21 protein-coding genes are annotated in these 25,120 nt (G+C 71.1%); 12 read left to right on the top strand and 9 right to left on the bottom strand.

Annotated elements, in window-relative coordinates; translation table 11 throughout:
* The first annotated feature begins 75 nt into the window (after positions 1 to 75).
* The 4 genes from BM288_RS13740 to dxs all read left to right on the top strand — a co-directional run bounded on the left by BM288_RS13740 (position 76) and on the right by dxs (position 7,959).
* Positions 76 to 2,892, top strand: a complete 2,817-nt coding sequence (locus tag BM288_RS13740) for an aconitate hydratase (protein ID WP_092919686.1) — start codon at positions 76 to 78, stop codon at positions 2,890 to 2,892.
* A gap of 109 nt (positions 2,893 to 3,001) precedes the next feature.
* Entirely contained in the window at positions 3,002 to 4,639 is a 1,638-nt protein-coding gene (locus BM288_RS13735; RefSeq protein ID WP_092919684.1) for a helix-turn-helix domain-containing protein, read from the top strand.
* Positions 4,640 to 4,792: 153 nt separating this feature from the next.
* Positions 4,793 to 5,929, top strand: a complete 1,137-nt coding sequence (locus tag BM288_RS13730; RefSeq protein ID WP_092919682.1) for a class I SAM-dependent methyltransferase — start codon at positions 4,793 to 4,795, stop codon at positions 5,927 to 5,929.
* A 65-nt stretch (positions 5,930 to 5,994) separates the two neighbouring features.
* Positions 5,995 to 7,959 carry a 1-deoxy-D-xylulose-5-phosphate synthase gene (dxs, locus tag BM288_RS13725; RefSeq protein ID WP_092919869.1) on the top strand — a complete coding sequence of 655 codons (1,965 nt, stop codon included), beginning with the start codon at positions 5,995 to 5,997 and terminating at the stop codon, positions 7,957 to 7,959.
* A gap of 6 nt (positions 7,960 to 7,965) precedes the next feature.
* On the opposite strand, the gene BM288_RS13720 is transcribed toward dxs, so the two are convergent.
* Entirely contained in the window at positions 7,966 to 8,727 is a 762-nt protein-coding gene (locus BM288_RS13720) for a GntR family transcriptional regulator (protein ID WP_092919680.1), read from the bottom strand.
* Between the two features lie 224 nt (positions 8,728 to 8,951).
* Here BM288_RS13720 and BM288_RS13715 point away from each other — a divergent pair, with 224 nt between their 5' ends.
* From BM288_RS13715 to BM288_RS13690, 6 genes are all read left to right on the top strand, one after another.
* Positions 8,952 to 9,875, top strand: a complete 924-nt coding sequence (locus tag BM288_RS13715) for a transporter substrate-binding domain-containing protein (protein ID WP_092919678.1) — start codon at positions 8,952 to 8,954, stop codon at positions 9,873 to 9,875.
* Between the two features lie 10 nt (positions 9,876 to 9,885).
* Positions 9,886 to 10,605: an ectoine/hydroxyectoine ABC transporter permease subunit EhuC gene (ehuC, locus tag BM288_RS13710; RefSeq protein ID WP_092919677.1), complete on the top strand. Its 720-nt coding sequence runs from the start codon at positions 9,886 to 9,888 to the stop codon at positions 10,603 to 10,605.
* The gene (gene ehuD / locus BM288_RS13705; RefSeq protein WP_092919675.1) at positions 10,602 to 11,249 is read left to right on the top strand and encodes an ectoine/hydroxyectoine ABC transporter permease subunit EhuD; all 648 of its coding nucleotides are present in this window, start codon (positions 10,602 to 10,604) and stop codon (positions 11,247 to 11,249) included. The genes ehuC and ehuD overlap by 4 nt, the downstream gene beginning before the upstream one ends.
* Positions 11,233 to 12,030: an ectoine/hydroxyectoine ABC transporter ATP-binding protein EhuA gene (gene ehuA / locus BM288_RS13700; RefSeq protein WP_092919673.1), complete on the top strand. Its 798-nt coding sequence runs from the start codon at positions 11,233 to 11,235 to the stop codon at positions 12,028 to 12,030. The genes ehuD and ehuA overlap by 17 nt, the downstream gene beginning before the upstream one ends.
* Before the next feature lie 73 nt (positions 12,031 to 12,103).
* On the top strand, positions 12,104 to 12,535 hold the full coding sequence (locus BM288_RS13695; protein ID WP_092919671.1) for a hypothetical protein: 432 nt from the start codon (positions 12,104 to 12,106) through the stop codon (positions 12,533 to 12,535).
* Positions 12,532 to 13,326 carry an ADP-dependent NAD(P)H-hydrate dehydratase gene (locus tag BM288_RS13690; protein ID WP_092919669.1) on the top strand — a complete coding sequence of 265 codons (795 nt, stop codon included), beginning with the start codon at positions 12,532 to 12,534 and terminating at the stop codon, positions 13,324 to 13,326. Before BM288_RS13695 ends, BM288_RS13690 begins: the two co-directional genes overlap by 4 nt.
* On the opposite strand, the gene BM288_RS13685 is transcribed toward BM288_RS13690, so the two are convergent.
* From BM288_RS13685 to BM288_RS13665, 5 genes are all read right to left on the bottom strand, one after another.
* Positions 13,316 to 14,821 (bottom strand): DUF7059 domain-containing protein, encoded by a 1,506-nt coding sequence (locus tag BM288_RS13685; RefSeq protein ID WP_318255592.1) that lies wholly within the window; start codon positions 14,819 to 14,821, stop codon positions 13,316 to 13,318. The two genes, BM288_RS13690 and BM288_RS13685, sit on opposite strands and share 11 nt — an antisense overlap.
* Before the next feature lie 19 nt (positions 14,822 to 14,840).
* Positions 14,841 to 16,982: a 3-hydroxyacyl-CoA dehydrogenase NAD-binding domain-containing protein gene (locus BM288_RS13680; protein ID WP_092919667.1), complete on the bottom strand. Its 2,142-nt coding sequence runs from the start codon at positions 16,980 to 16,982 to the stop codon at positions 14,841 to 14,843.
* Positions 16,982 to 18,187 carry a thiolase family protein gene (locus BM288_RS13675; RefSeq protein WP_318255604.1) on the bottom strand — a complete coding sequence of 402 codons (1,206 nt, stop codon included), beginning with the start codon at positions 18,185 to 18,187 and terminating at the stop codon, positions 16,982 to 16,984. The genes BM288_RS13680 and BM288_RS13675 overlap by 1 nt, the downstream gene beginning before the upstream one ends.
* Positions 18,188 to 18,260: 73 nt before the next feature.
* The gene (locus tag BM288_RS13670) at positions 18,261 to 19,514 is read right to left on the bottom strand and encodes a ribonuclease D (protein ID WP_404799726.1); all 1,254 of its coding nucleotides are present in this window, start codon (positions 19,512 to 19,514) and stop codon (positions 18,261 to 18,263) included.
* Entirely contained in the window at positions 19,507 to 20,103 is a 597-nt protein-coding gene (locus BM288_RS13665) for a DUF3000 domain-containing protein (RefSeq protein WP_092919665.1), read from the bottom strand. Before BM288_RS13665 ends, BM288_RS13670 begins: the two co-directional genes overlap by 8 nt.
* 22 nt (positions 20,104 to 20,125) lie before the next feature.
* On the opposite strand from BM288_RS13665, the gene BM288_RS13660 reads away from it, so the two are divergent.
* On the top strand, positions 20,126 to 21,304 hold the full coding sequence (locus BM288_RS13660) for an alpha/beta hydrolase family protein (protein WP_092919663.1): 1,179 nt from the start codon (positions 20,126 to 20,128) through the stop codon (positions 21,302 to 21,304).
* 61 nt (positions 21,305 to 21,365) lie between these two features.
* Here the strand turns inward: BM288_RS13660 and BM288_RS13655 are convergent, their stop codons facing one another.
* Together BM288_RS13655 and BM288_RS13650 are read right to left on the bottom strand one after the other, a co-directional pair.
* Positions 21,366 to 21,791 (bottom strand): SufE family protein, encoded by a 426-nt coding sequence (locus BM288_RS13655; RefSeq protein WP_092919660.1) that lies wholly within the window; start codon positions 21,789 to 21,791, stop codon positions 21,366 to 21,368.
* On the bottom strand, positions 21,788 to 22,678 hold the full coding sequence (locus tag BM288_RS13650; RefSeq protein ID WP_092919658.1) for a sulfurtransferase: 891 nt from the start codon (positions 22,676 to 22,678) through the stop codon (positions 21,788 to 21,790). Before BM288_RS13650 ends, BM288_RS13655 begins: the two co-directional genes overlap by 4 nt.
* 120 nt (positions 22,679 to 22,798) lie before the next feature.
* Here BM288_RS13650 and zapE point away from each other — a divergent pair, with 120 nt between their 5' ends.
* Positions 22,799 to 23,803, top strand: coding sequence for a cell division protein ZapE (gene zapE / locus BM288_RS13645; protein ID WP_092919656.1), 1,005 nt, complete (start codon positions 22,799 to 22,801; stop codon positions 23,801 to 23,803).
* On the opposite strand, the gene BM288_RS13640 is transcribed toward zapE, so the two are convergent.
* The gene (locus tag BM288_RS13640) at positions 23,804 to 25,012 is read right to left on the bottom strand and encodes a Na+/H+ antiporter NhaA (protein WP_318255591.1); all 1,209 of its coding nucleotides are present in this window, start codon (positions 25,010 to 25,012) and stop codon (positions 23,804 to 23,806) included.
* Positions 25,013 to 25,120 lie beyond the last annotated feature (108 nt).

Genomic DNA, 25,120 nt, shown 5'->3' with positions numbered 1-25,120 from the left:
CCGCCCACGGCGACGGCCCGAGGCATACACTCGAGGCGCATCCAGCGCATCCCGTGAGACTGCTAAGGAGTCACCATGGCGAATCCGAACAGCTTTGACAGCAAGAGCTCGCTGTCGGTCGGAGGCACCGACTACACGCTCTACCGAATCGACAAGGTGGCAGGGCATGAGCGCCTGCCGTTCAGCCTCAAGGTGCTGCTGGAGAACCTGCTGCGCACCGAGGACGGCGCGAACGTCACGAAGCAGCAGATCGAGGCGCTCGGGGCGTGGGATGCGTCGGCCGAGCCCAACGTCGAGATCCAGTTCACGCCCGCGCGCGTCGTGCTCCAGGACTTCACCGGCGTGCCCTGCATCGTCGACCTCGCGACCATGCGCGAGGCCGTGGCCGAGCTGGGCGGCAACGCGAGCCAGATCAACCCCCTCGCACCCGTCGAGCTCGTGATCGACCACTCCGTGATCGCCGACCTGTTCGGCACGCCGGATGCCTTCGAGCGGAACGTCGAGATCGAGTACCAGCGCAACGGCGAGCGCTACCAGTTCCTGCGCTGGGGCCAGACGGCGTTCGACGACTTCAAGGTCGTCCCGCCGGGCACCGGCATCGTCCACCAGGTCAACATCGAGAACCTCGCGAAGGTCACCTACGCCCGCGAGTTCGACGGCGAGCTGACCGCCTACCCCGACACCGTCGTCGGCACCGACTCGCACACCACGATGGTCAACGGCCTCGGCGTGCTCGGCTGGGGCGTCGGCGGCATCGAGGCCGAGGCGGCCATGCTCGGCCAGCCCGTCTCGATGCTCATCCCGCGCGTGGTCGGCTTCAAGCTCACGGGCGAGATCGCCACCGGTGTGACGGCGACGGATGTGGTGCTCACCATCACCGAGCTGCTGCGCAAGCACGGGGTGGTCGGCAAGTTCGTCGAGTTCTACGGCACCGGCGTCGGCGCCGTGCCGCTCGCCAACCGCGCGACCATCGGCAACATGAGCCCCGAGTTCGGCTCGACGGCCGCGATCTTCCCGGTCGACGACGTCACGCTCGACTACCTGCGGCTCACGGGACGCGACGAGCAGCAGGTCGCGCTCGTCGAGGCCTACGCCAAGCAGCAGGGCCTCTGGCACGACCCCGCGGTCGAGCCGGAGTTCTCCGAGTACCTCGAGCTCGACCTCAGCACGGTCGTGCCCTCGATCGCCGGCCCGAAGCGCCCGCAGGATCGCATCGAGCTGTCGCTGGCGAAGTCGCAGTTCTCGAAGGACATCGTCGACTACGCCTCGGCCTCGACGTCGACGGACATCGTCGACCTCGAGTCCAAGCACTCCTTCCCGGCGTCCGACCCCGGTGCCGTGCCCGGCGAAGAGGACGACGACACCCGCGAGGTGCACATCAACAGCGGCATTCCCGCGGAGCTCTCGAAGCCGGTCCAGGTCACGAACGCCGCAGGCGAGACCTACACGCTCGACAATGGCGCGGTCACCATCGCCGCCATCACCTCGTGCACCAACACGTCGAACCCGTCTGTCATGCTCGCGGCCGGCCTGCTTGCCCGCAAGGCGGTCGAGCACGGCCTCAAGGCCAAGCCGTGGGTCAAGACGACGCTCGCGCCCGGATCGAAGGTCGTCACCGACTACTACGACAAGTCGGGCCTGACCAAGGACCTCGACGAACTCGGCTTCTACACGGTCGGCTACGGCTGCACGACGTGCATCGGCAACTCCGGACCCCTCATCGAGGAGGTCTCGACCGCGGTCAACGAGCACGATCTCGCCGTCACGGCCGTGCTCTCGGGCAACCGCAACTTCGAGGGGCGCATCAACCCCGACGTGAAGATGAACTACCTCGCGTCGCCGCCCCTCGTGATCGCCTACTCGCTCGCCGGCACGATGGACTTCGATTTCGAGAACCAGCCGCTGGGCAAGGGCAAGGACGGCCAGGACGTCTTCCTCGCCGACATCTGGCCCTCGGCCGATGAGGTGCAGTCGACGATCGACTCGTCGATCGACACCGAGATGTTCGTCAAGCAGTACGGCGCCGTGTTCGACGGCGACGAGCGCTGGCAGAGCCTGCCCACGCCCGACGGCGACATCTTCGAGTGGGATGCCGAGTCGACCTACGTCCGGAAGCCCCCGTACTTCGAGGGCATGACGATGGAGCTCACGCCCATCGCCGACATCCAGGGCGCCCGCGTGCTCGCAGCCCTCGGCGACTCGGTCACCACCGACCACATCTCGCCGGCCGGCGCGATCAAGGCCGACAGCCCGGCCGGTCGCTACCTGACCGAGCACGGCGTCGAGCGCAAGGACTTCAACTCCTACGGCTCGCGTCGCGGCAACCACGAGATCATGATCCGCGGCACGTTCGCGAACATCCGCCTGAAGAACCAGCTCCTCGACGGCGTGGAGGGCGGCTTCACCCGCGACTTCACGACCACCGACGGCGCGCAGGCGGCGATTTACGACGCATCCGTCAACTACCAGGCGCAGGGCACCCCGCTCGTCGTGCTGGGCGGCAAGGAGTACGGCTCGGGTTCGAGCCGCGACTGGGCCGCCAAGGGCACGAACCTGCTGGGCGTCACCGCCGTCATCACCGAGTCGTTCGAGCGCATCCACCGCTCCAACCTCATCGGCATGGGTGTCGTGCCGCTGCAGTTCCCTGCAGGGGAGTCGTGGCAGTCGCTGGGCCTCGACGGCACCGAGAGCATCTCGATCTCGGGCCTCACGGAGCTCAACGAGGGCCGCACGCCCAAGACGGTGCACGTGGTCGCCGAGCCGACCGAGCACAGCCCCGAGGGCAAGCAGACGGTCGAGTTCGACGCAATCGTGCGCATCGACACCCCTGGAGAGGCCGACTACTACCGCCACGGCGGCATCCTCCAGTACGTGCTCCGCTCGCTGGTCTGAGCCAGCAGCGCCGCGCGGCCCCGCTCTCCTCGGAGGCGGGGCCGTTCGGCGTCTCCAGCGTGAGCGCGGGTGTCTGCCGCGGCGCCCGATCGCGGCAATACGCTGGAGCATGGCCGACCGCGCGGTGCTCATCGACGCCGGGCGGCGCTGCATCACCGCCGGTGACTGGGGCGCTGCGCTCGAGCACCTGAGCGCCGCGCAGGCGCTCGGCACGCTGGAATCCGACGACCTCGAGCTGCTCGCCCGCAGCATGTGGATGCTGGGCCGGGTCGTCGAGTCCCTGCCGGTGTCGGAGGAGGCCTACCGGCGGCTGCTCGCCGACGGGCGGCGCGTCGACGGGGCGATGTCGGCGCTGCGGATCAGCCTGCTGTGGTTCACCCGCGGCGACGAGACGGTCGGTCGCGCGTGGCTCGCGCGTGCGCGCCGCATCCTGGGCGACGAGCCCGATTCGCCGACCCACGCTTACCTCGCTTACCTGGAGGTCACGGTCGGCATGGCCGAGAGTGCCGAGAGCTGGGCGCCGTCCTCCGTGCAGCGGCTCGACGAGCTCGCCCGACGATTCCCCGAACCCGCCGTCGAGGCGCTGAGCCTGGCGGTCGCGGGCCTGGCAGAGCTGCAGGCGGGGAGGGTTCGGCGGGGCTTCGCGCTGCTCGACGAGGCGATGCTGCCGGTGCTGGCCGAGCAGGTGCCGGAGGAGTGGGCGGGCGACATCTACTGCACCACGATCCACATCAGCAGCCAGATCGCCGACTTCCGCCGCATGGAGGGCTGGACCGCCGCCATGGAGCGATGGTGCTCGCGCTTCGGCAGCGAGTCGATCTACACCGGCATCTGTCGCGTGCACCGGCTCGAGCTGCGCTGGGCGCAGGGCGCCTGGGCCGATGCGGAGGAGCGCATCGCCCGGCAGAGCGCCGACCTCGCCCTCGGCGATCCGTTCGTCGCGGGGGCCGGCTTCACGCAGCTGGGTGAGATGCGGCGGATGCGCGGCGACGTCGAGGGCGCGCGACAGGCGTTCGCGAGGGCGCGAGAGGTAGGCATCGATCCGCAGCCCGGCCCGGCCATGCTCGAGCTCCACGTCGGCGACGTGGAGGCGGCTCGCGCGGCCATCGCCGACGCCTTGGCAGCGCGGGGCGGCGCGGCACGCGTGCGGCTGCTGCGAGCGGCCGTGGAGATCGCCGTCGCCGCCGGTGCGCACGCCGATGCCGCAGCGCTGGCGTCGGAGCTGCAGGAGGGAGCGGAGCGCTACGACAGCGAGGGCTTCCGCGCATGGTCGGAGCACGCGCACGGGATGGTCGCGCTCGCCCGCGGCGAGCTCAGCGCGGCGCTGGCGACGCTGCGCGCTGCCGAGACGATGTTCCGCCGACTGCGGCAGCCGTTCGAGACGGCACGGATGCTCGCGCTGATCGCGCGCACGCACGAGGCGGCGGGGCAGCCGCAGCCGGCGGCCGCAGCGCAGGAGCAGGCGCACGAGATCCTGCAGCGGCTGGGAGCCGTGCCCATCGCGTCAGACGCTGCAGACGACGGGGCGGATGGGGCGGGTCACGGCGCGCGCATCGGCCCGCTCACCGCTCGGGAGACCGAGGTGCTCGCGCGAGTCGCGCTCGGTGACAGCAACCGCGACGTCGCGGCGCAGCTGTTCATCAGCGAGAAGACCGTCGGCAGGCATCTGGCGAACATCTATCTCAAGCTCGGCGTCGGCACGCGCACCGCGGCGGCAGCCTGGTGGCACGAGCGCACCCGCGGCTGAGGCCGCACTCCGCCCTGCAGGTCGCCGTACACACCCTCTGCACATCGACGGCGCAGACCTGCATGATTCGCCCGATGCGGGTGCTCGGCACCTCGCCGTAGCTTCGGCACGACGGCAGCACCGGGCTGCCGCTGGCTCGAAGGAGAGCACCGCATGACCATCATCGAGCAGGCGGAGTCCGCTGCCGCTGCCAGCGACGCCGCGTCGCCCACCGATCACGAGAGCGCGGTCGACGCGTTCGCCGATCGCATGCTGCAGTCGGCTCTCGCCACCACCGACCTCTTCGCCGCCTACCTCGGAGACCGGCTGGGCTGGTACCGCGATCTTGCCGCGCACGGCGCCAGCACCGCGGCCGAGCTCGCCGAGCGCACCGGCACCTCGAGCCGCTACGCGCGCGAATGGCTCGAGCAGCAGGCCGTGAGCGGTGTGCTGCGGCTCGAGGGCCGGGCGGACGGCACCGCCGCCGCGCGGCGCTTCCGGCTGCCCGTCGCCGCCGCGGAGGTGCTGACCGACGCGACGAGCCTCGCCTTCCTCGGCCCGCTGCCGCGCTTGTTCGCCGCCGTCGGACCGCAGCTGCCCGCGCTGCTCAACGCGTACCGCACGGGCGGGGGCGTCAGCTGGGCGCAGCTCGGCGAGGACGCTCGCGAGGCGCAGGCCGATCTCAACCGGCCGTGGTTCGGCCGGCTGCCGGAGGCGCTGGTCGCCGTGCCGACGATCGATGCGGTGCTGCGCGAGCCGCGTGCCCGCATCGCGGATGTCGGCACCGGCGAGGGCTGGTCCGCGATCGCGCTCGCCCGGGCATACCCGCTGCTGTGCGTCGAGGGCTTCGACGTCGACGCGCCGTCCATCGCAGCCGCTCGCCAGCACGCGCGCGCCGCGGGCGTCGACGACCGGGTCTTCTTCCACCTCGCCGACGGCGCCGAGCTCGCCGAGCACGGCGACTTCGATGCCGTCTTCGCGTTCGAGTGCCTGCACGACATGCCGCAGCCGGTCGAGGTGCTGACCGCGATGCGCGAGGCGGTGCGCCCGGGAGGGCCGGTGGTGATCATGGACGAGGCGGTGGCCGAAGAGCTGCAAGCACCCGGCACCGAGGTCGAGCGGCTGATGTACGGCTTCAGCCTGCTGGTCTGCCTGCCCGACGGCCTCGCGCATCCGTCCAGCGTCGGCACCGGCACGGTCATGCGGCCCTCGGTCCTGCGCCGGTATGCGCGCGAAGCGGGATTCGCCGGCGTCGATGTCCTGCCGATCGAGGACTTCGGCTTCTTCCGCTTCTACTCGCTCACGCGATGAGCATCGGCCGGCCCGCCGCGCAGGCGGGGGCCGGCAGATCGCCGGAGGACTACGATGGTCTGATCATGGCGATCCTCGAGCAGATCACGGGCCCGCGGGACCTGGACCGGCTCTCGAACGCCGAGCTCGTCGAGCTGGCTGCCGAGATCCGGTCCTTCCTGATCCGCGAAGTCGCTCGCACCGGCGGGCATCTCGGACCCAATCTGGGTGTGGTCGAGCTGACGGTCGCGATGCACCGCGTCTTCCGCTCGCCGCGCGACGCCTTCGTCTTCGACACCGGCCACCAGTCCTACGTGCACAAGCTGCTCACCGGGCGGCAGGACTTCTCGCGGCTGCGCCAGAAGGGCGGCCTCGCCGGCTACCCGCAGCGCGCCGAGAGCGAGCACGACATCGTCGAGTCGAGCCACGCATCCTCGTCCCTGTCCTGGGCCGACGGCATCAGCCGGGCGTTCGACATCACCGGCCAGCACGACCGCTCGGTGGTCGCGGTCGTCGGCGACGGGGCGCTCACGGGCGGCATGACGTGGGAGGCGCTGAACAACATCTCCGACGACAACCGTCGCAGGCTCGTGATCGTCGTCAACGACAACGGTCGCTCCTACGCGCCGACCATCGGCGGCATGGCCCGCTTCCTCAACGGGGTGCGCACGCAGCGCTCGTACCGCACGCTGCGCGGCACCTCCGAGCGGGCCTTCTCGAAGCTCGGCCACCCGGGTCGCGCCATCTACCGCGGCGTGCGCGGTGCCACGCATGGCTTCCTGTCGCGCTTCGTGAACAACGAGGCGCTCTACTCGAACCTCGACATCAAGTACCTGGGGCCGATCGACGGCCACGACCTCGATGCGCTCCAGGAGGCGCTGACGCAGGCGCGCGACTACGGCTCACCCGTGATCGTGCACGTCATCACGCAGAAGGGGCAGGGCTTCGACCCGGCCGTCAACGACGTGGCAGACCAGTTCCACGCGGTCGGGCAGATCGACCCGGAGACGGGTGAGGCCATCGCGAGCGCGGGCCGGCCGTCGTGGACCTCGGTGTTCGCCGACGAGCTCGTTTCGATCGCGCGGGGGGACGACCGCATCGTCGGCATCACGGCGGCCATGCTGCGCCCCACCGGGCTCGACCGGCTCGCCGCGCTGGACGCCTCCCGCGTGCTCGACGTCGGCATCGCCGAGCAGCACGCCGTCACCACCGCTGCCGGCCTCGCGTACGGCGGCCTGCACCCCGTCGTGGCGATCTACGCGACCTTCGTCAACCGCGCGTTCGACCAGGTGCTGATGGACGTCGCGCTGCACAAGGCGGGCGTGACCTTCGTGCTTGACCGCGCAGGCGTGACCGGTCCGGACGGACCCAGCCACCACGGCATGTGGGATCTGGCGCTGCTGCAGTTCGTGCCGGGCATCCGGCTGGCGGCCCCGCGCGATGCCGTTCGCCTCGAGGAGGAGCTGCGCGAGGCCGTGGCCGTTGACGACGCGCCCACCGTCATCCGCTACCCGAAGGGCTCGGTGCCGAACCAGCTCGACGCCGTGCGGCGAACCTCTGACGGCGTCGACGTGCTGCTGGAGGCGCCGCACCGCGACGTGCTCATCATCGCGATCGGCACGTTCGCGCATCTTGCGATGGATGTCGCGCAGCGTGTGCAGGCGCAGGGCATCGGCGTGACGGTGGTCGACCCGCGCTGGGTCGTGCCCGTGGCAGGTTCCGTGGTCGAGCTCGCGCGCGACCACCGCATCGTCATCACGCTGGAGGACGGCGTGCGCGTCGGTGGCATCGGGACGCGCATCCGTCAGGAGCTGCGGGCGGCCGGCGTCGACACCGCCGTCGACGAGCTCGGCCTGCCGGATGCGTTCATCGACCATGCCGAGCGCGGCGAGATCCTCGAGGAGTTCGGTCTGTCGGCGCAGACCATCGCGCGCAACATCGTGCAGCAGGTGCTGGGCACCGGTCGGTTGCCGCTCGCCCGTTCGCTGCCGGGGGAGCGCGAGCTGCGTCTCGATCAGCCGGCCCCGGCGCAGCCGCCGGTCGGCGACTGACGCGACTCAGCCGGCCGAATCGCCGCCCAACCGGTCCGGATCGATCGGCTGCAGGCTCGGCGGCGCCAGCTCGCGCTCGATCATCTCGACATCGGTGGATTCACCCGTCAGCCGCTTGGTCGCGTCGTCGAGCTGCTGCGTGATCGCCGCCACCGCGGCGGCCGCATCGCCCGCCGCCAACGCGTCGAGGAGCGCGCGGTATGTGGGGGAGACCGTGCGCCGGACCGCATAGCCCTCTGGTGCGCTCAGGCTCGCGATGCGCGTCTCGATCGCGAGCGTGGCCATGTAGTGCGACAGCCGTCGATTGCCCGCGGTGTCGACGAGCAGCTGGTGGAAGGCGAGATCGGCGTCGCCGATCGCGAGGGCGTCGTCGTGCTCACTCACGCGTTCCAGCTCTGCCAGCGCCGCCTCGAGGCCGTCGAGCGCGGGCGCGGCTGCCGCGATGCGGCGCACCGCCTGGCTCTCGATCGCGATGCGGGCCTCGTTGAGGTCGGGCACATGCTCGGGCGCGATCACGCTCACTCGCAGCCCGCGACCCGGCACCGATGCGAGCAGCCCCTCCTGCACGAGTCGCTGCGCGGCCTCGCGGAACGGGCTCCGGCTGACACCGAGCTGCGTGGCTGTCTCGACCTCGCCGAGGGCGGAGCCCACCGGCAGAGCGCCGGAGAAGATCGCCGCGCGAAGCTCGGCGGCGATGAGGTCGACCGTCGATGGGCGGGCGACGCGCAGCACCGAGCCCTGCCGTGCGTGGCCGCTCGTGACGCTCATGCTGCTCCTCTGCTGGTCTCCCGCAGCGAGGCCGCGGCGTGATCATTGTCGCGCCTCGCGGTCGCGTTCCTCGGCATCGCCGAGGCTGGTCGATCGTAACGTTTCTGTATCGCTGTCGACAATCTGCGGCTCTGCGCTTCTGCGTGCCGACACCCGTGCATAGTGTGGATGGTGGCGCTCGCCCGACGGCGCGCTCGCACCTGCCGACAGCGAAGGAGACCACCATGAGCACACGACGAGGAATCGGACGAAGCGGACTGGCTGCGATCGGGGTGGTGGCACTCGGACTGACGGGATGCGCCGCCGGCGGCGAGGCGGACGGCGAGAGCGCCGCGCCCAGCGAGGGCGCCGACGGCTCGGCCAGCACGCTCGCGGCGGCGCAGGAGTCCGGCACGATCACGCTCGCCGTCGCCGATGAGCGGCCCTACTCGTGGGTCGAGGGCGGCGAGCCGATGGGGGCGACGATCGCCATGCACGAGGAGATCTTCGGCAACCTCGGCATCGACGACATCGAGGTCGTCGAGGTCGACTGGAACTCGCTCATCCCGGGCCTCAACGCGGGCCGCTTCGACGCGGTCAGCGCCGGCATGTCGATCCTGCCCGAGCGCTGCGCCGAGGCGTCCTTCAGCGATCCCGAGATCATGTACACGACGGCGCTGATGGTGCCGGAGGGCAACCCGCAGGGTCTGAGCGACCTGCAGTCGGTGCTCGACTCCGACGAGGACGTCCAGCTCGCGGTGCTCAACGGCGGCATCGAGTCCGGCTACGCGGACGACCTCGGCATCGAGAACACGGTGCCGGTCGACAACGCGCAGAGCGGCATGGACCTGGTGACCAACGGTCGCGCAGACGCGTTCGCCATGACGGCCATCTCCCTGAACTGGATGGCCGACAACAGCGATGCGCCAGTCGAGGTCACGGACGCGTTCGTGGCGGTCATCGACGGTGTGGAGCAGATCGGCGCCGGCTCGACCGTCTTCCGCCAGGGGGACACCGAGCTGCTCGAGGCCTACAACGCCGAGCTCGCGAACATCACGGGCGAGGTCGACAGCTACATGAGCCTCGTCGGCGAGTACGGCTTCACCGAGGAGAACCTGCCGCCCGCCGACCTGACGACCGAGCAGCTCTGCGCGGGCGAGCTCTCCTGAGCGCCCCGCGGTGAACGATGATCTCTCCGCCCTCTGGGCGGCGATCCCGCAGGTCCTGGAGGGCATGGGGATCACGGTCACCCTGACGGTGCTCGGCTCCGCACTGGCCTTCGTGGTCGCGGTGGTCTTCGGGCTGATGGCGAGGTCGCGCACGCTGGTCGTGCGCGGCTTCGCCCGGGTCGTGATCGAGTTCTTCCGCGGCACGTCGCTCGTCGTGCAGCTCTACCTGTTCTTCTTCGTGCTGCCGCAGCTCGGTTGGGAGATGTCGCCGATCACTGCCGGCGTGCTCGCATTCGGCCTGAACTACGGCGCCTACGGTGCCGAAGTGGTCCGCGGCTCGATCGCGGCCGTGCCGGCCGGCCAGTGGGAGGCGTCGACGGCGCTCAGCCTGAGCCCGGTGCACCGCATGCGGCGCATCATCATCCCGCAGGCGTGGGCGCTGATGATCCCGTCGCTGAACAACCTGCTCATCCAGCTGCTGAAGGGCACCGCGATCGTCGGCTTCATCACACTGTTCGATCTCACGGTCGCGCTCGACAAGCTGCGCATCGCCACCGACCTGTTCTTCGCCTACGGCTTCGGGCTCGTGCTGTACTTCGTGCTCGCCTACATCCTCACCCTCGGCATGAACGCGCTGGAGGTGCGCGCCAAGCATCGCCTCGGCCAGGGCGAGTCGCTGCGGGAGGCGCTGAGCTTCCGCACGCCCGACGCGCGGGGGAGTGTCGCATGAGCTGGAACTGGGACCATGTCTGGGATTCGCTGCCGTTCCTGCTCGAGGGCTTCGTGCAGGTCACGCTGCTGGTCACGGTCGTCAGCAGCGCGATCGCCGCGGTGCTCGGTCTGCTCATCGCGATCGCCAGGCGGACGGCTCCCGCACCCATCGCGGCGCTGCTGACGTTCGTCGTCAACTTCATCCGCATGACGCCGATCGTCGTGCAGCTCGTGTTCGCCTACTTCGCCTTCCTCGCGCTCGATGCGCTCACGGTCGGCATCCTCGTGTTCGGCGTGCACTACGCCACCTACATGGCCGAGGTGTACCGCGCCGGCATCGACTCGGTGCCCAAGGGACAGTGGGAGGCGACGACGGCGCTGAGCATGTCGCGCAGCAGGACCTGGCGCGCGGTGATCATGCCGCAGGCGATCCGGGCGACGCTGCCGGCGCTGGGCAACTACGTCATCTCGATGTTCAAGGACACCCCGTTCCTCATCGCCATCACCGTCGCCGACATGGTCAGCAACGCCTTGGAGTACGGCGGCGACCACTTCCGATACGTCGAGGTGATCGTGCTGGCCGGCGTGCTGTTCCTGATCGCCAGCTACCCCACTTCGCTCGCCATCCGCAAACTGGAGGAACGCATTGCCTTCACCACATGACCTCGACCCGTCCACGCCCGCCATCCGCTTCGAGGGCGTCGAGAAGCGCTTCGGCGACAACGTCGTGCTGCAGGGCCTCGACTTCGAGGTCGCCCGCGGCGATCGTGTCACCCTCATCGGGCCCAGCGGGTCGGGCAAGACGACGATCCTCCGGCTCGTGATGACCCTCGAGGAGGCGAACGAGGGCTACATCTTCATCGACGGCGAGCCGCTCACGCACACCCGCGAGGGCGGCAAGCGGGTCGCGCTCAAGGAGCGGCACCGCAACGAGATGCGCAAGCGCATCGGCATGGTCTTCCAGCAGTTCAACCTCTTCCCCAACATGACGGTGATGGAGAACCTGATCGAGGCGCCCGTCCATGTGCTCGGACTGTCGAAGGCGGATGCGGTGGAACGGGGCCGCGAGCTGCTCGCGCGGGTCGGCCTGGTCGGCAAGGAGGACGCGCACCCGAGCTCGCTCTCCGGCGGCCAGCAGCAGCGCGTCGCGATCGCTCGGGCACTGGCGATGGATCCCGAGATCCTGCTGCTCGACGAGGTGACGAGCGCGCTCGATCCGGAGATCGTCGGCGAGGTGCTCGAGATCCTTCGCGATGTCGCGCGCACGACCGACATCACGATGCTGATCGTCACCCACGAGATGCACTTCGCGCGCGACGTCTCGAACCGCGTGATGATGTTCGACGGCGGCCGCGTCATCGAGCAGGGCGACCCTGAGACGATCTTCACCGCCCCGACACAAGAGCGCACGAAGTCCTTCCTGTCGGCGGTGCTGGGCGCCTGATCGTCGAGCGGCTCTCCACAGCGAGCGCCTGGCGTCGCCCGGGCAGGGCGACGGATGCGGTTGGCTCCGCGGCATGGACGACAACACACTGGGTGATGACAGGCTGGGCGATGACACGTTGGGCGACGACACGCTGGGCGATGCCACGCTGCAGGCGGTGGCGGCGCTCGTGCAGCACGGCATCGTGGCGCGGCTCTGGATCTTCCTGATCGAACCGGACGGCACGATGCACCGCGATCTGCAGCAGGTCGACAGCATCCCGACCTCACCCGACGCCTACGCCGTGCTGGCGTTGCGCGGCATCCTCGGCCATCTGCTCGACGGGGATCAGGAGGTCGTGTTCGTGATCGAGCGGCCCGCCGGGCCGACGCCGAGCCCCGACGACTGGGCGTGGCACGACGCCATCGTGCGGGCCGTGCGCGGCATCCCTGTGCCGCTGCGCGGCGTGCTGCTCGCGCACTCGGAGGGCGTCGACGCCATGCGGCCGCGTACATTGGCGGCATGACGTGGCTGAGGGTGCCGGGCGCCGACGACGACAAGCGCTCGATGGGCGTGCTCGGCGTCGTCACCGGCTCGGAGCGCTACCCGGGCGCGGCGGTGCTGGGTGTCGAGGCGGCGTGGCGCACCGGCATCGGCTACGTGCGGCTGTGGGCGCCGCGGCGCGTGCAGGACCTCGTGCTCGCGCGACGCCCCGAGACCGTGTGCCACGCGATGGACGAGACCTCGGGGAGCGTCGACGCCTGGCTGCTGGGCTCTGGGCAGGATGCGCGCGAGCGCGATCCCGCGCTGCGGGCGCTGCTGCTCGAGGCGCTCGGCAGCGGCGCGCCGTGCATCGTGGACGCCGGTGCGCTCGATCTCGTGCGGGGCCACGCGGGCCCGACGGTGATCACGCCGCACGAGGGCGAGCTCATGCGGCTGCTCGGGCTGCGCCAGCGCCCGTTCGATCGCGCCGCTGGCGCCGCGCGGATCGCGGCCGAGCTCGACGCGGTCGTGGTGGCGAAGGGTGCGCCCACGCACGTCGTGGCACCGGGTGGCGCGGCTGTCTCGCTCGAGGCACGCACGCACCGGCTTGCGACGGCGGGCACCGGCGATGTGCTCGCCGGCGTGCTCGGTGCGCTGGTGGCCGGCAGCGCGGCGTTCGCCGCCGCCGGCGACTCGCTCGCGTCGATGGCGACCGAGGCCGTCGAGCTGCACGGCGAGGCGGCCGGCATGGCGGCCGCCGATGGGCGCCCGATCACCGCGCTCGACCTCGCCGAGCAGCTGCCCGCGGCAGTGGCGGACCGGCTCAGTCGCTGACCGCGCGCAGGAAGCCGGTCAGCACCAGCTCGCGCACGCGGGGCAGGAGATCGGCGGCGAGGATCCGCTCGTCGACCTCCAGCAGGGAGGCGATCGCCCCGATCAGCTGCCCGATCGAGAGCTCGCCGTCGCACGCCCCGACGAGCGCCGCCAGCGCGGTGTCGACCGAGAGCGTGCGCGCGAGCGCACCGCCCTGCCGCAGCTCGATCACGTTCGGGCCAGCCGCCCCCGGGAGCTGGTGCCGCGCCTCCGTCACATCCTCGGCCGTCAGGAGATGCTCGCGCTTCAGCGCCTCGTCGTCGAGCGTCGCGAGCCAGGCGGCGTCGCCGAAGGCCCCGGCCAGGTGCGCTCCCGCGTGCTCGAGCTGCACCGCCTGCCCGAGGCGCTCGAACCGCGACAGGCTGACGCCGCCCCCCGCACCCGGTCGATGCAGGGCCAGCCAGCCCATGCCCACCGCGGTCACGCCACGGGCGTCGAAGTCGTCGAGCCAGGCGTCCATGAGGCCGTCGTGCTCGGTGTCGCGGGGGATCGTGCCGCCGTCGCGCAGCCAGAGCTCTGCGTAGCGCACGGGATCGAGAGAGTCGCGCTCGATCGCCCACGCATCGAGACCATCGCACCAGCCGCGCATGCGCTCGAGCCCAGCAGCCCCCGCGAGCGTCTCCCAGTTGCCGAGCAGTCGTGCGTGACCGTCCGGAGCGAGGTGCCCGTGCAGACCGGCGACGACCGCGGCCATGAGCGCATCGCCCGCGGCGCCTCCGTCACGGTACTCGTAGGCCGGCACGCCCTCCGCGCGCGGGGTGATGACGAACGGCGGGTTCGACGCGATCAGCTCGAACCGCTCACCGGCGACCGGCTCGAACAGCGAGCCGAGCCGCGTCTCGATGCCGTCGACGCCGTTCAGCAGCGCCGTGAGCTCGGTGAACCGCAGCGCCCGCTCGGAGATGTCGGTCGCGACGACGCGCTGCGCGACCCGGCGCAGGTGGAGGGCGATGACGCCGCAGCCGGTGCCCAGATCGAGCGCCGATGCGGCCGCCACCGGCGGCAGCAGCGCCGCGAGCGTCCTGGCGGCACCGCCGACGCCGAGCACATGATCGGGCCGCAGCGGCCACACGCCCGCGAGCTCGTCGAGGTCGCTCGCGATCCACCACTCGCCCGCGCCCAGCGCGTCGCGGTAGGCGTAGGGGCGGATCGCCACCAGGGGCATGACGCTCTCGCCGCGATGCTCGGCGATGCCGAGCGCGACTGCGCCGTCGACGCCCAGGGCCGGCAGCGCATCCGCCATCTCCTGCACGGTGACGGCGTCGCCGAGCCAGAAGGCGCGCAGCAGCGTCGCCAGCGGTCCCGGCTGCCGCAGCGCCGCCCGCCGCGCGGGCTGAGCCACCATGCGTGTCAGCGCGGCGTCGGCATCCGCGCCCACCAGCGCGAGGACGCCCCCGCTCGTGAAGCTCGCAGCTGCGAGATCACGGGCGAGGGCGTCGACGAGAGCACGGTGCACCGTGCCAGTCTGCCGGATCTCAGGCCTTCGGGCCCTCGATGCGCGGCTCGTGGAAGGTACCGCCGAAGACCCGCTCCGAGGCCCCGACCCGGTCGAGGTACGGCGTGATGCCGCCCATCTGGAAAGGCCAGCCCGCACCCAGGATCATGCACAGGTCGATGTCCTCGGCCGCCTCGACCACGTCAGCGTCGAGCATGCGCTTGATCTCGTCGGCCAGGCCGTCCTCGATGCGCAGGCGCAACTCGTCCACCGTCAGCGGCTTCGCGTCGGTCGGCGTGTGCTTCGCGACGATCTTGCGAGCACGCTTGTCGATGCCCTTCGGCTCGCCCTTCGCGTCCTTCTCGAGCAGGATGCCGGCCTCGGCGAGCTCGTGCAGCGCCTTCGACTCGAAGAAGCGGTCGGGAGCGGCCGCGTGGTGGGTGTCGAGCACGTGCGCGCCGACCTTGAGCCCGACCAGGTCGAGCAGCACGAACGGGTCCATCGGGAAGCCGAACGCGCGCTGCGCCTCGACGACATCCTCGAAGGGGGTGCCCTGCTCGACCGCGTGCATCGCCTCGCCGAGCAGCTTGGCGAGGATGCGGTTGACCACGAACCCCGGGGTGTCGCGGGTGATGACGGCGTTCTTCTTCAGGTCCTTCGCGACGCGCATCGCGGTCGCGAGGGTCGCGTCGTCGGTCGTCGGGGTCTTGACGACCTCGATGAGCGGCATGACCGCGACCGGGTTGAAGAAGTGGAAGCCCACCAGTCGCTCGGGGTGCTGGAGCGCTGAGCCCATCGCCTCGATGGAGAGACCGGAGGTGTTGGTCGCGAGCACCGCCTCGGGGCTCAGGTGCGGCTCGATCTCGCGGAAGACCTGCTGCTTGACGCCCAGCTCTTCGAAGACGGCCTCGATCACCCAGTCGCAGTCGGCGAAGTCGGCCTTGTCGACCGTGCCGGAGATGAGCGCCTTGAGGCGCTGCTGCTCGTCGGTCGAGACGCGGCCCTTGTCCGCGAGCTTGTCGATCTCGCCGTGGATGCCCGCGACGGCCTTGTCGACGCGGCCCTGGTCGAGGTCGGTGATCACGACGGGCACCTGCAGGCGGCGCACGAACAGCAGCGCGAACTGGCTGGCCATCAGTCCAGCGCCGATGATGCCGACCTTCGAGACCGGCTTCGCGAGCGCCTCGTCCGGGGCGCCGGCGGGGCGCTTGGCGCGCTTCTGCACCAGGTCGAAGGCGTAGATCGAAGCGGCGAACTGGTCGCCGGGGATGAGCTCCGCCAGCGCGGCGTCCTCGGCGGCGAAGCCGGCCTTGCGGTCGTTCTTCTTCGCCAGCTCCATGATGTCGAGCGCGCGGTAGGGCGCGAGCGGCACGGTGCCGAGCTTCTTCTCCAGCGTGTCGCGGGCGATCTTCAGCGCGATCGGCCATTTGACGGTGCGCTCGAGCGTGCCGGGCGTGTGCGGGCGGTCGACCTTCGTGCCGCCCAGCACCGCGTCGGCCCAGGCGAGCGATGACTCGAGGTAGTTCGCGGGGCCGAACATGACATCGGCGATGCCCAGCTCGAGCGCCTCCGAGGGCTTCAGCACGCGGTTCTGCTTCAGCGGGTTCTCGATGACGACCTTGAGCGCGCGCTCGATGCCGATCAGGTTCGGCAGGATGGTCGCGCCGCCCCAGCCCGGCACCAGTCCGAGGAAGGTCTCCGGCAGCGCCACCGCGGGCGCTGCTGCGTTGATCGTGCGGTAGTCGGCGTGCAGCGCGATCTCGAGCCCGCCGCCGAGGGCGAGCCCGTTGATGAAGACGAACGTCGGGACGGGTGCCCCGTGCAGCAGGCCAAGCACGCGGTGGCCGAGCTTCGGCAGCTCAGCGGCCGTCGCGCGGTCGGGCAGATCGCCGACGTTGGACAGATCGGCTCCGGCAGCCAGGAAGTAGGGCTTGCCCGTGACGGCGATCGCGTCGATCTCGCCCTTCGCCGCGCGAGCGCGCTGCGCCTCGATCACGTCGCCGTACTCGAACAGCGTCGCCGGACCGAGCGTCGACGGGCGGGTGTGGTCGCGCCCGTTGTCGAGCGTCACGAGGGCGACCGTCCTGCCCGACGGCAGCGAGATGTCGCGCACGTGGCTGTGCGTCACGACCTCGTCGAACTCGACTGCTGCGAGCAGCGGGAACTCGTCGCGGATGGCCATCAGTTGCCCTTTCCGTAGCGCTTGTGGTGGGGGTTCTCCCAGACGACGGTGCCGCCCTGGCCGAGCCCGACGCACATCGCGGTGACGCCGTAGCGCACGTCCGGGCGCTGCTCGAACTGGCGGGCGAGCTGCACCATCAGGCGCACACCGGAGGAGGCGAGCGGGTGGCCGATCGCGATCGCGCCGCCCCAGGGGTTGATGCGCGCGTCATCGTCGTCGATCCCGAAGTGGTCGGTGAACGAGAGGATCTGCACCGCGAAGGCCTCGTTGAGCTCGAACAGGCCGATGTCGTCGATCGACAGGCCGGCCTTGCGCAGCGCCTTCTCGGTCGAGGGGATCGGGCCGATGCCCATGATGTCGGGCTCGACGCCCGCGAAGGCGAACGAGACCATCCGCATCTTGGTGCTCAGGCCGAGCTCCTTGGCGGCGGAGGCAGAGGCGATGATCGACATCGTCGCGCCGTCATTGAGACCGGATGCGTTGCCGGCCGTCACGCGGCCGTGCTCGCGGAACGGGGTCTTCAGGCCCGCGAGCCCCTCCATGGTGGTCTCGGGGCGCGGAGCCTCATCGGCGGTCGCCAGGCCCCAGCCTGCGGCGGACTGCGTCGCGACCGGGATGAGGTCGGGCTGGATGTTGCCGGCCGCGAGCGCTGCGGCGTACTTCTGCTGCGAGCGCAGCGCGTAGCGGTCGGAGCGCTCCTTGGTGAGCTGCGGGAAGCGGTCGTGGATGCGCTCGGCGGTCTTGCCCATGTTCAGCGCATCCATCGAGACGAGCTTCTCGGCGACGAAGCGCGGGTTGGGGTCGGCGTCCTGCCCCATCGGGTGCCGGCCCATGTGCTCAACGCCGCCGGCGATCGCGACGTCGTAGGCGCCGAAGGCCACGCCGCCGCCGACCGCGGCGACCGCGGTCATCGCGCCGGCGCACATGCGGTCGATCGCGTAGCCGGGCACGGTCACCGGCAGTCCCGCGAGCATGCCGACGGTGCGGCCGAGCGTCAGGCCCTGGTCGCCGGTCTGCGAGGTGGCCGCGATGGCCACGTCGTCGATGCGGTCGAGCGGCAGATTCGGATTCCGCTCGAGCAGCCCGGTGAGCGCCTTGACCGCGAGGTCGTCAGCGCGGGTCTGCCAGTACATGCCCTTCTCGCCCGCACGCCCGAATGGGGTGCGGACGCCGTCCACGAACACGACGTCGTCGTTGGCCACGATGCCTCCTGATTGGGGTGGTTGCGGCACCAGTGTAGAAAGGGCGCGCAGCGGCCCGCCGTGCGGTTGCCGCTTCCTACGAGTCGGCGTCCGGCGGCTCCGTGGGGACTTGGTCCGCCTCTACAAACGCGGCAGCGATCCTCTGTGCGGTCGCGGCAATCTGCCAGGGGCGCGCGTCGCGCTCGCGCAGCACCTCGGCGACCGACTCCGCCGTCGGCGAGGTCGGCTCCCAGGCCACCCGGCGCAGGGTGTCGGGCATCAGCAAGTTCTCCGACGGCATGGCGAGCTCGTCGGCGACCGCCTGCACGGCTGCGCGCGCAGCCTTCAGGCGCGCGTCGGCCTCTGGCCTCCGGTTCTTCCAGAACCGCGGGGGCGGCGGCTCGTCCGATCGCACCCGCAGCTGCGGCGGATCCTCGCTCGCGCGGCCGCGCTCGATGGCGGCCCACCAGCGATCGAGCTCGGAGCGGCTGGCACGGCCCGAGAAGTCGCGTCGGGCCGCGAGCCGGCCCTTCGAGTCGACGTCCGCGGTGACCGCGGCCATCAGCGAGCGGTCCGGCACCAGCCGGCCCGGTGCGGTGTCGGTGGCGCTGGCGAGCTCGTCGCGGGCCAGCCACAGCTCGCGGGCGACGGCGAGCTGGCGACGATCACGGATGGTATGGATTCCCGAGAGGCGGCGCCAGGGCTCTGCGGGTGCGGGCTTCGGCCGACGCTCCAGCGCGTAGGCGAACTCCTGCTCGGCGAGCTCCTGCTTGCCCTGCAGGGCGAGCTCGGCAGCCAGCGCGTCTCGCGCGTCCGGCAGCACCTCCACGTCGAGCGCGGCATACTCCAGCCAGGCGGGCGGGATGGGCCGGGTCGACCAGTCGGCTGCGCCGTGCTCCTTGCGCAGGTGCAGGCCGACGAGCCGCTCGGTGACGGCCGCCAGGCCGACGCGCTCGAAGCCCGCGAGCCGAGCGCCGAGCTCGGTGTCGAACAGGCTGGCCGGCTCGAGGCCCACCTCTCGCAGGCAGGGGAGGTCCTGGCTGGCGGCGTGGATGATCCACTCCTCGCCGCCGATCGCCTCCTGCAGCAGGGACAGGTCGTCGAAGGCGGTGGGGTCGACGAGCACTGTGCCGGCACCCCGTCGGTACAGCTGGACGAGGTAGGCGCGGGCGGAGTACCGGAACCCGTTCGCACGCTCGGCATCGACCGCCACCGGACCCGTGCCGTGGTGCAGGCGCTCGGCCGCGGCCGCGAGGGCATCGGCCTCGACGATCACGGCGAGCGGGCCCTGCGCCTTCGCCTCGGGCAGCACGACCTCGGGCGCTTCCGGCCCGGCCTCCGGCTCAGCCACGGGTGCGTCGCTGTGCATCGAGACCGGCGGCACCGGGCTGCACGGGCAGTCCGGCGATCGCGCAGAGCAGGTCGGTCCATGCCGTCAGATGGGCACCGAAGTCGCGGCCGGTCGGCGTCCACGAGGCGCGCAGCTCGATCTGCGCGCCCTCGCTCTGCGCGGCCAGCTCGCCGAAGCCGCTGGAGAGGATCTTCGTCGCCGTGCCGGATTCCGAGTGGTATTCGGCATGCCGCTGCTCGAGCGCCTCGAGCAGGTAGGTCCACGTGACCTCGGCGAGGAACTGGTCGGCGGCGATCTCGGGATCCTGCGAGGCCTGCGTGAAGCTGACGATGCGGAAGTCGCCTCCCCATGCCTCCGGCTCCTCGGGATCGTGCATCAGGATGAAGCGACCGGTGCCGATGTCGGAGTCGTGGCCGTGCACGGGGACGCCGACGTCTGCCGCGATCGCGAACGAGAACGGCGCGATCCGGCCGGGCGCCGGGATCTCGCGCACCGACAGCTCGCTGCGCAGGTCAGCCCGTCGCAGCTGGTCGACGGCAGCGCGGAACGCCTCCGGCTCGGGGGCGGGTGCTGCACTGCTCGTGTCCACCCGGCAAGACTACGATTCCCCTGTGACCACCGAAGTGAGGCGCGCCGCCGCAGCGGAGCGGCGCGGTGGACGGCTGGCGCTGATCGCCGGCGGCGTGGTGGTGGGCGGCGCGGCACTGGCGGTGACCGGCGCCTCCGCACTGCTCGCGTCGAGGCTCGTGACGCCGCCGCGCAACCCGCCTGATGACATCACCGTGCTGGGCGTCGACGAGCACGGCGTCCGGCTGGGCCGCACGCCCGACACCGGCCTGCCCGGCGTCTATGCGCTGTGGGTGGGCGAGCAGCTCGCAGTGGTGGGCGGAGTGGTCAGCGAGGACGCGCACAGCGTGACCCGCGCGGTCGATGCGCGCTCGCGCGCACTGCTCGACGGTGTCGCCTCCGCGCGCTGGTCGGGCTACGCCGTCTTCAAGCCGAGCCAGGTGAGCGACGAGGTCGAGCGCGTCGACGTTCCCACGGAGTTCGGCCCTGCGCCGGCGTGGATCATGGGGGACCAGGACGCGACGACCTGGTGCGTGCAGGTGCACGGCCGTGGCGTCACCCGGCGCGAGACGATCCGTGCCGCACCGATCTACCTCGAGCGCGGCATCCCGGTCATGGCGGTCTCCTATCGCAACGACACCGAGGCGCCGCCCAATCGGCACGGCAAGTACCGGCTCGGGCTCGACGAGTGGCGCGACGTCGAGGACGCGATCGACGTCGCGCTCTCCCGCGGCGCTGAGCGCATCGTGCTGCAGGGGTGGTCGATGGGCGGGCAGATCGCGCTGCAGGTCGCGCGCCGGTCACGGCACCGAAGGCGCATCGTCGGTCTCGTGCTCGATTCGCCCGTGGTCGGGTGGCGTCCCACGCTCCAGCTGCAGGTGGCGCTCGTGCGGATGCCCGCATGGCTCGTCGACACCGCGGTCGGGCTGCTGGGATCGCCGGCGTCGGTGCTCAGCGGCAGCCGCAGTCTCGACTTCGACGAGCTCGACAACGTGCTGCACGCGGATGCGCTGTCGCAGCCCATCCTGCTGCTGCACTCGGCCGACGACGGCTACGTGCCGCCGGATGCGTCGCGGGCGCTCGCAGACGCCCGACCTGATCTCGTCGAGTACCGCGAGTGGACCACCGCGCGGCACACGAAGCTCTGGAACCTCGATCGGGCGCGCTACGAGCACCAGGTGCGCGGCTGGCTGGATGACCGCGGGATCACGGCGTTCTCGTGACCTCGGCCTGAGACGGCCCTCGGCGCTGGCGTCGCGACATCGACCCGAAAGGGTCGATGCCCTAAGCGCCAGCGCGCTCGCGGATCTGCCGCTGGATGCGGCCGAGCATGCCGACCATGCCGCGCAGGCGCAGCGGCGAGACCACCCGGTCGAGCCCCAGCTGGCGCGGGTAGTCGCTCGGCACGGCGAGGGCCTCGTCGACGCTCGCGCCCTCGAGCCCCTGCGCCAGGATGGAGGCGAAGCCGCGCGTGGTCGGCGCCTCCTCCGGGGCGGTCGCGTGCACGTGCACCTGCTCGTCGACCTCGACGAACAGGAAGACGGGCGATTGGCACTCGGCGACCCGCTCCAGCAGGTCGGGGTGCTCCGCGTAGCGCTCGGGCAGCGGGGGCAGCTCGTCGGCGAACTCCAGCAGCAGCTGCAGGCGGTCCCGCTCCTCCATCGCGTGGAAGTCGTCGACCGTCTGCTGCAGGGCGGCGGTGAGCGTCATCGGCGGGGTGCCTCTCCCGGCTCGTCACCGGTGGTGATCGGCACGCCGACCAGCGAGCCCCACTCCGTCCAGGAGCCGTCGTAGTTGCGCACGTTCGGCAGGCCGAGCAGATGCGTGAGCACGAACCAGGTGTGGCTGGAGCGTTCGCCGATGCGGCAGTACGCGATCACGTCGTCGGCATCGCGCAGGCCTGCGCCGTCGAGGTAGATCGACTCGAGCTCCTCCCTCGGTCGGAAGGTGCCGTCCTCGCCCACCGCCTTGCCCCAGGGCACGCTCGCCGCGGTGGGGATGTGGCCGGCGCGCAGCGCGCCCTCCTCGGGGTAGGCGGGGGCGGTGGTGCGCAGCCCCGAGTACTCCTCGGGACTGCGGACGTCCACGAGCGGCTTGCCGAAGTGCGCGAGCACGTCGTCACGGAAGGCGCGCAGCGTGCGGTCGTCGCGCTCGACCACCGGGTAGTCGACCGCCGTGGGCCGGGCGGGCTCGCGGGTGAGCTCGCGACCCTCGGCGATCCACAGGTCGCGGCCGCCGTCCATGATGCGGGTGTTGTCGTGGCCGTAGAGGGCGAACACCCACAGCGCGTACGTCGCCCACCAGTTCGCCTTGTCGCCGTAGAACACCACGGTCGTGTCGCGGCCGATGCCGTGCTTGCCGAGCAGCTCGGCGAAGGCCTCGGGGGAGACGTAGTCGCGCCGCACCGGGTCGTTGAGGTCGACGTGCCAGTCGATCTTCACGGCCCCCGGGATGTGCCCGACCTCGTACAGCAGCACGTCCTCGTCAGACTCCACGATCACGATGCTCGGGTCGTCGAGGTGCGCGGCGACCCACTCGGTGGTGACCACGCGCTCGGGTGCGGCGTAGGCGTTGATGCGTGCTTCGGACTCGGGCACGGGGGCTCCTTCTGCTGCGGCAGCGGGGTGAGAGGCAGCCTCAAGTAGGCTCTGACCAGGCAAACGCCATCCTCCCACCGAATCTTCCAGGGGCGCCGCCGCGCCCGCCAAGGAGTCCGCATGCCAGCACCGATCTCGCTCGTCGAGCGCAGCCCAGAGGTGAGCGCCGAGCAGATCGTGGCGAGCCTCGTCCCGCCGCCCCAGTTCGACGGCGCGACGTTCGAGTCCTACCGCCCCGACCCCGCGCATCCGTCGCAGACCGAGGCGCTGGAGCGGATGCAGGAGCTCGTGACGGCGTGGACCTCGCCCAGGCGTGGGGGCCTGTTCAAGAAGAAGGCGCCGGAGGTCAAGCCCGGCATCTACCTGGACGGCGGCTTCGGCGTGGGCAAGACGCACCTGCTCGCCGCGCTCTGGAAGGCGATGCCCGGGCCGAAGCGCTTCGGCACCTTCATCGAGTACACGGCGCTCGTGGGCGCGCTCGGCTACGCCGAGACGGTGCGGCAGCTGCAGGGCTCGAGCATCATCTGCATCGACGAGTTCGAGCTGGACGACCCGGGCGACACGATGGTGATGACCCGACTGCTGGGCGAGCTGGTGGCGAGCGGGACGAAGCTGGCGGCGACCAGCAACACGCCGCCGAACGCGCTCGGCGAGGGGCGCTTCGCCGCCTCCGACTTCCTGCGCGAGATCCAGGCGATCGCCGACCGGTTCCAGATCATGCGCATCGACGGCGACGACTACCGGCAGCGCGACATCAGCGGCAGCGCACCGACGGTCGAGCCCGACGAGCTGGAGCCGGCACTGGCCGGATTCGAGGGGATGGTGGCGCTGGACGACTTCGACGCGCTCGTCGCGCACCTGGCCCACGTGCACCCCTCGCGCTACGTGGGGCTCGTGCGCGACGTGGACGCGCTCGGCCTGCGCGAGGTGCGCGTGCTGCACGACCAGAACGACGCGCTGCGCTTCGTGGCGCTGGTCGACCGCCTCTACGACGCGCAGGTCGCCATCCGCGCGAGCGGCACGACGCTGTCGTCGGTCTTCAGCGAGGAGATGCTCGGCGGCGGGTACCGCAAGAAGTACCTGCGTGCCATCTCGCGCCTGGTCGCGCTGGCCAACGAGCGGTAGTCAGCGCTCGGAGTCCGTGCGGCGCGCGTACTCCTCGGCATCCCTCGTCGTGATCTCGGTCGTGTCCACCGGCGGGTAGCGGCGGCTGAGCACTGCCACGTAGACCGCGCCGAGCACCGCGGAGATGAGCGAGCCGGCGAGCACGCCGAGCGTGCCCTCGACGATGAGCTCCTCGGCGGTGCGGTGCGCGAGCTCGTTCATCAGCAGCGCCACGGTGAAGCCGATGCCCGCGAGCAGGCCGATGCCGATCAGCTCTGTGAGCTTGACGCGCTCGAGCTTCGGCACCCGCAGCGCTGCCTGACCGATCAGGCCGGCGATGGTGACGCCGAAGAGCTTGCCGACCGGCAGCGCGATGACGATCGCCCAGAACACCGGGCTGAGCTCGCCCAGCGGCACCTGCGGGATGGCGACCGAGGCGGCGGTGAAAGCGAACACCGGCAGCACGATGCCGTTGGAGAACGGCTCGAGCTTCTCGCGAGCCGACTCGGCGGGAGCGGGCGCCAGGACCAGGCCCAGCAGCACGCCCGCGATCGTCGCGTGGATGCCGCTCATCGCGACCAGCCACCAGGTGATCAGCGCGACCGCCAGCAGCGCGATGCGCAGCGGCCAGCTGCCGCGCTTGCCGCGGTAGATGCGGCCGAGCAGCCAGAACGCTGCGACGCCCACCGCCGCGAGCAGCAGGTACTGGATCTCGAGCTTCTCGGTGAAGAAGACCGCGATGAAGAAGATGCCGACCAGGTCGTCGATCACCGCGAGCGCCAGCAGCAGCGCCCGCACGTTCGTCGGCAGCCGGCGGCCGAACAGCGCGAGCACGCCGAGGGCGAAGGCGATGTCGGTGGCCGTCGGGATCGGCCAGCCCTGCGCGCCGTCGGCGCCGGCGACGTTGAAGTAGATGATCGCGGGCAGCGCCACGCCGCCGATGGCGGCGATCGTCGGCACAGCCGCCTTCGAGACCGAGTTCAGGTCGCCCTGCGTGAACTCGTAGCGCAGCTCGATCGCGACCACGAAGAAGAAGACCACCAGCAGCCCGTCGGTGACCCAGTGGGCGAACGAGAGGTCGAGGCCGAAGATCGTGAACGGCAGGTGCGCGTGCTTGATCGCGTCGAGCCCGGGGCCGAGGCCGGTGTTCGCGATGACGATGCCGATGATCGCGGCACCCAGCAGGAGCATCGCCGAGACTTGCGGGTTCCGGATCCACGACAGCTTCATAGGGGCCATCCTCCCATTCCGCCCCATGCCGCCGGCGCGGCCGTGCAACCTGCACGAAACACGGCAGCCGCATCCGTAACCGACCCGAAACGCGGGCAGCACCGGCAC

This window comes from Agrococcus baldri, from assembly GCA_900114805.1.
Taxonomy (GTDB): Bacteria; Actinomycetota; Actinomycetes; order Actinomycetales; family Microbacteriaceae; genus Agrococcus; species Agrococcus baldri.
Note: the sequence above shows the minus strand (reverse complement) of the source record. Positions and strands in the feature narration are given on the sequence as shown.

Excerpts from the sequence above, each read along its gene's own strand:
- BM288_RS13740 (WP_092919686.1), top strand. The coding sequence starts at position 76 with ATGGCGAATCCGAACAGCTTTGACAGCAAGAGCTCGCTGTCGGTCGGA.
- BM288_RS13735 (WP_092919684.1), top strand. The coding sequence starts at position 3,002 with ATGGCCGACCGCGCGGTGCTCATCGACGCCGGGCGGCGCTGCATCACC.
- BM288_RS13730 (WP_092919682.1), top strand. The coding sequence starts at position 4,793 with ATGACCATCATCGAGCAGGCGGAGTCCGCTGCCGCTGCCAGCGACGCC.
- dxs (WP_092919869.1), top strand. The coding sequence starts at position 5,995 with ATGGCGATCCTCGAGCAGATCACGGGCCCGCGGGACCTGGACCGGCTC.
- BM288_RS13720 (WP_092919680.1), bottom strand. The coding sequence starts at position 8,727 with ATGAGCGTCACGAGCGGCCACGCACGGCAGGGCTCGGTGCTGCGCGTC.
- BM288_RS13715 (WP_092919678.1), top strand. The coding sequence starts at position 8,952 with ATGAGCACACGACGAGGAATCGGACGAAGCGGACTGGCTGCGATCGGG.
- ehuD (WP_092919675.1), top strand. The coding sequence starts at position 10,602 with ATGAGCTGGAACTGGGACCATGTCTGGGATTCGCTGCCGTTCCTGCTC.
- BM288_RS13695 (WP_092919671.1), top strand. The coding sequence starts at position 12,104 with ATGGACGACAACACACTGGGTGATGACAGGCTGGGCGATGACACGTTG.
- BM288_RS13690 (WP_092919669.1), top strand. The coding sequence starts at position 12,532 with ATGACGTGGCTGAGGGTGCCGGGCGCCGACGACGACAAGCGCTCGATG.
- BM288_RS13680 (WP_092919667.1), bottom strand. The coding sequence starts at position 16,982 with ATGGCCATCCGCGACGAGTTCCCGCTGCTCGCAGCAGTCGAGTTCGAC.
- BM288_RS13655 (WP_092919660.1), bottom strand. The coding sequence starts at position 21,791 with ATGACGCTCACCGCCGCCCTGCAGCAGACGGTCGACGACTTCCACGCG.
- zapE (WP_092919656.1), top strand. The coding sequence starts at position 22,799 with ATGCCAGCACCGATCTCGCTCGTCGAGCGCAGCCCAGAGGTGAGCGCC.
- BM288_RS13640 (WP_318255591.1), bottom strand. The coding sequence starts at position 25,012 with ATGAAGCTGTCGTGGATCCGGAACCCGCAAGTCTCGGCGATGCTCCTG.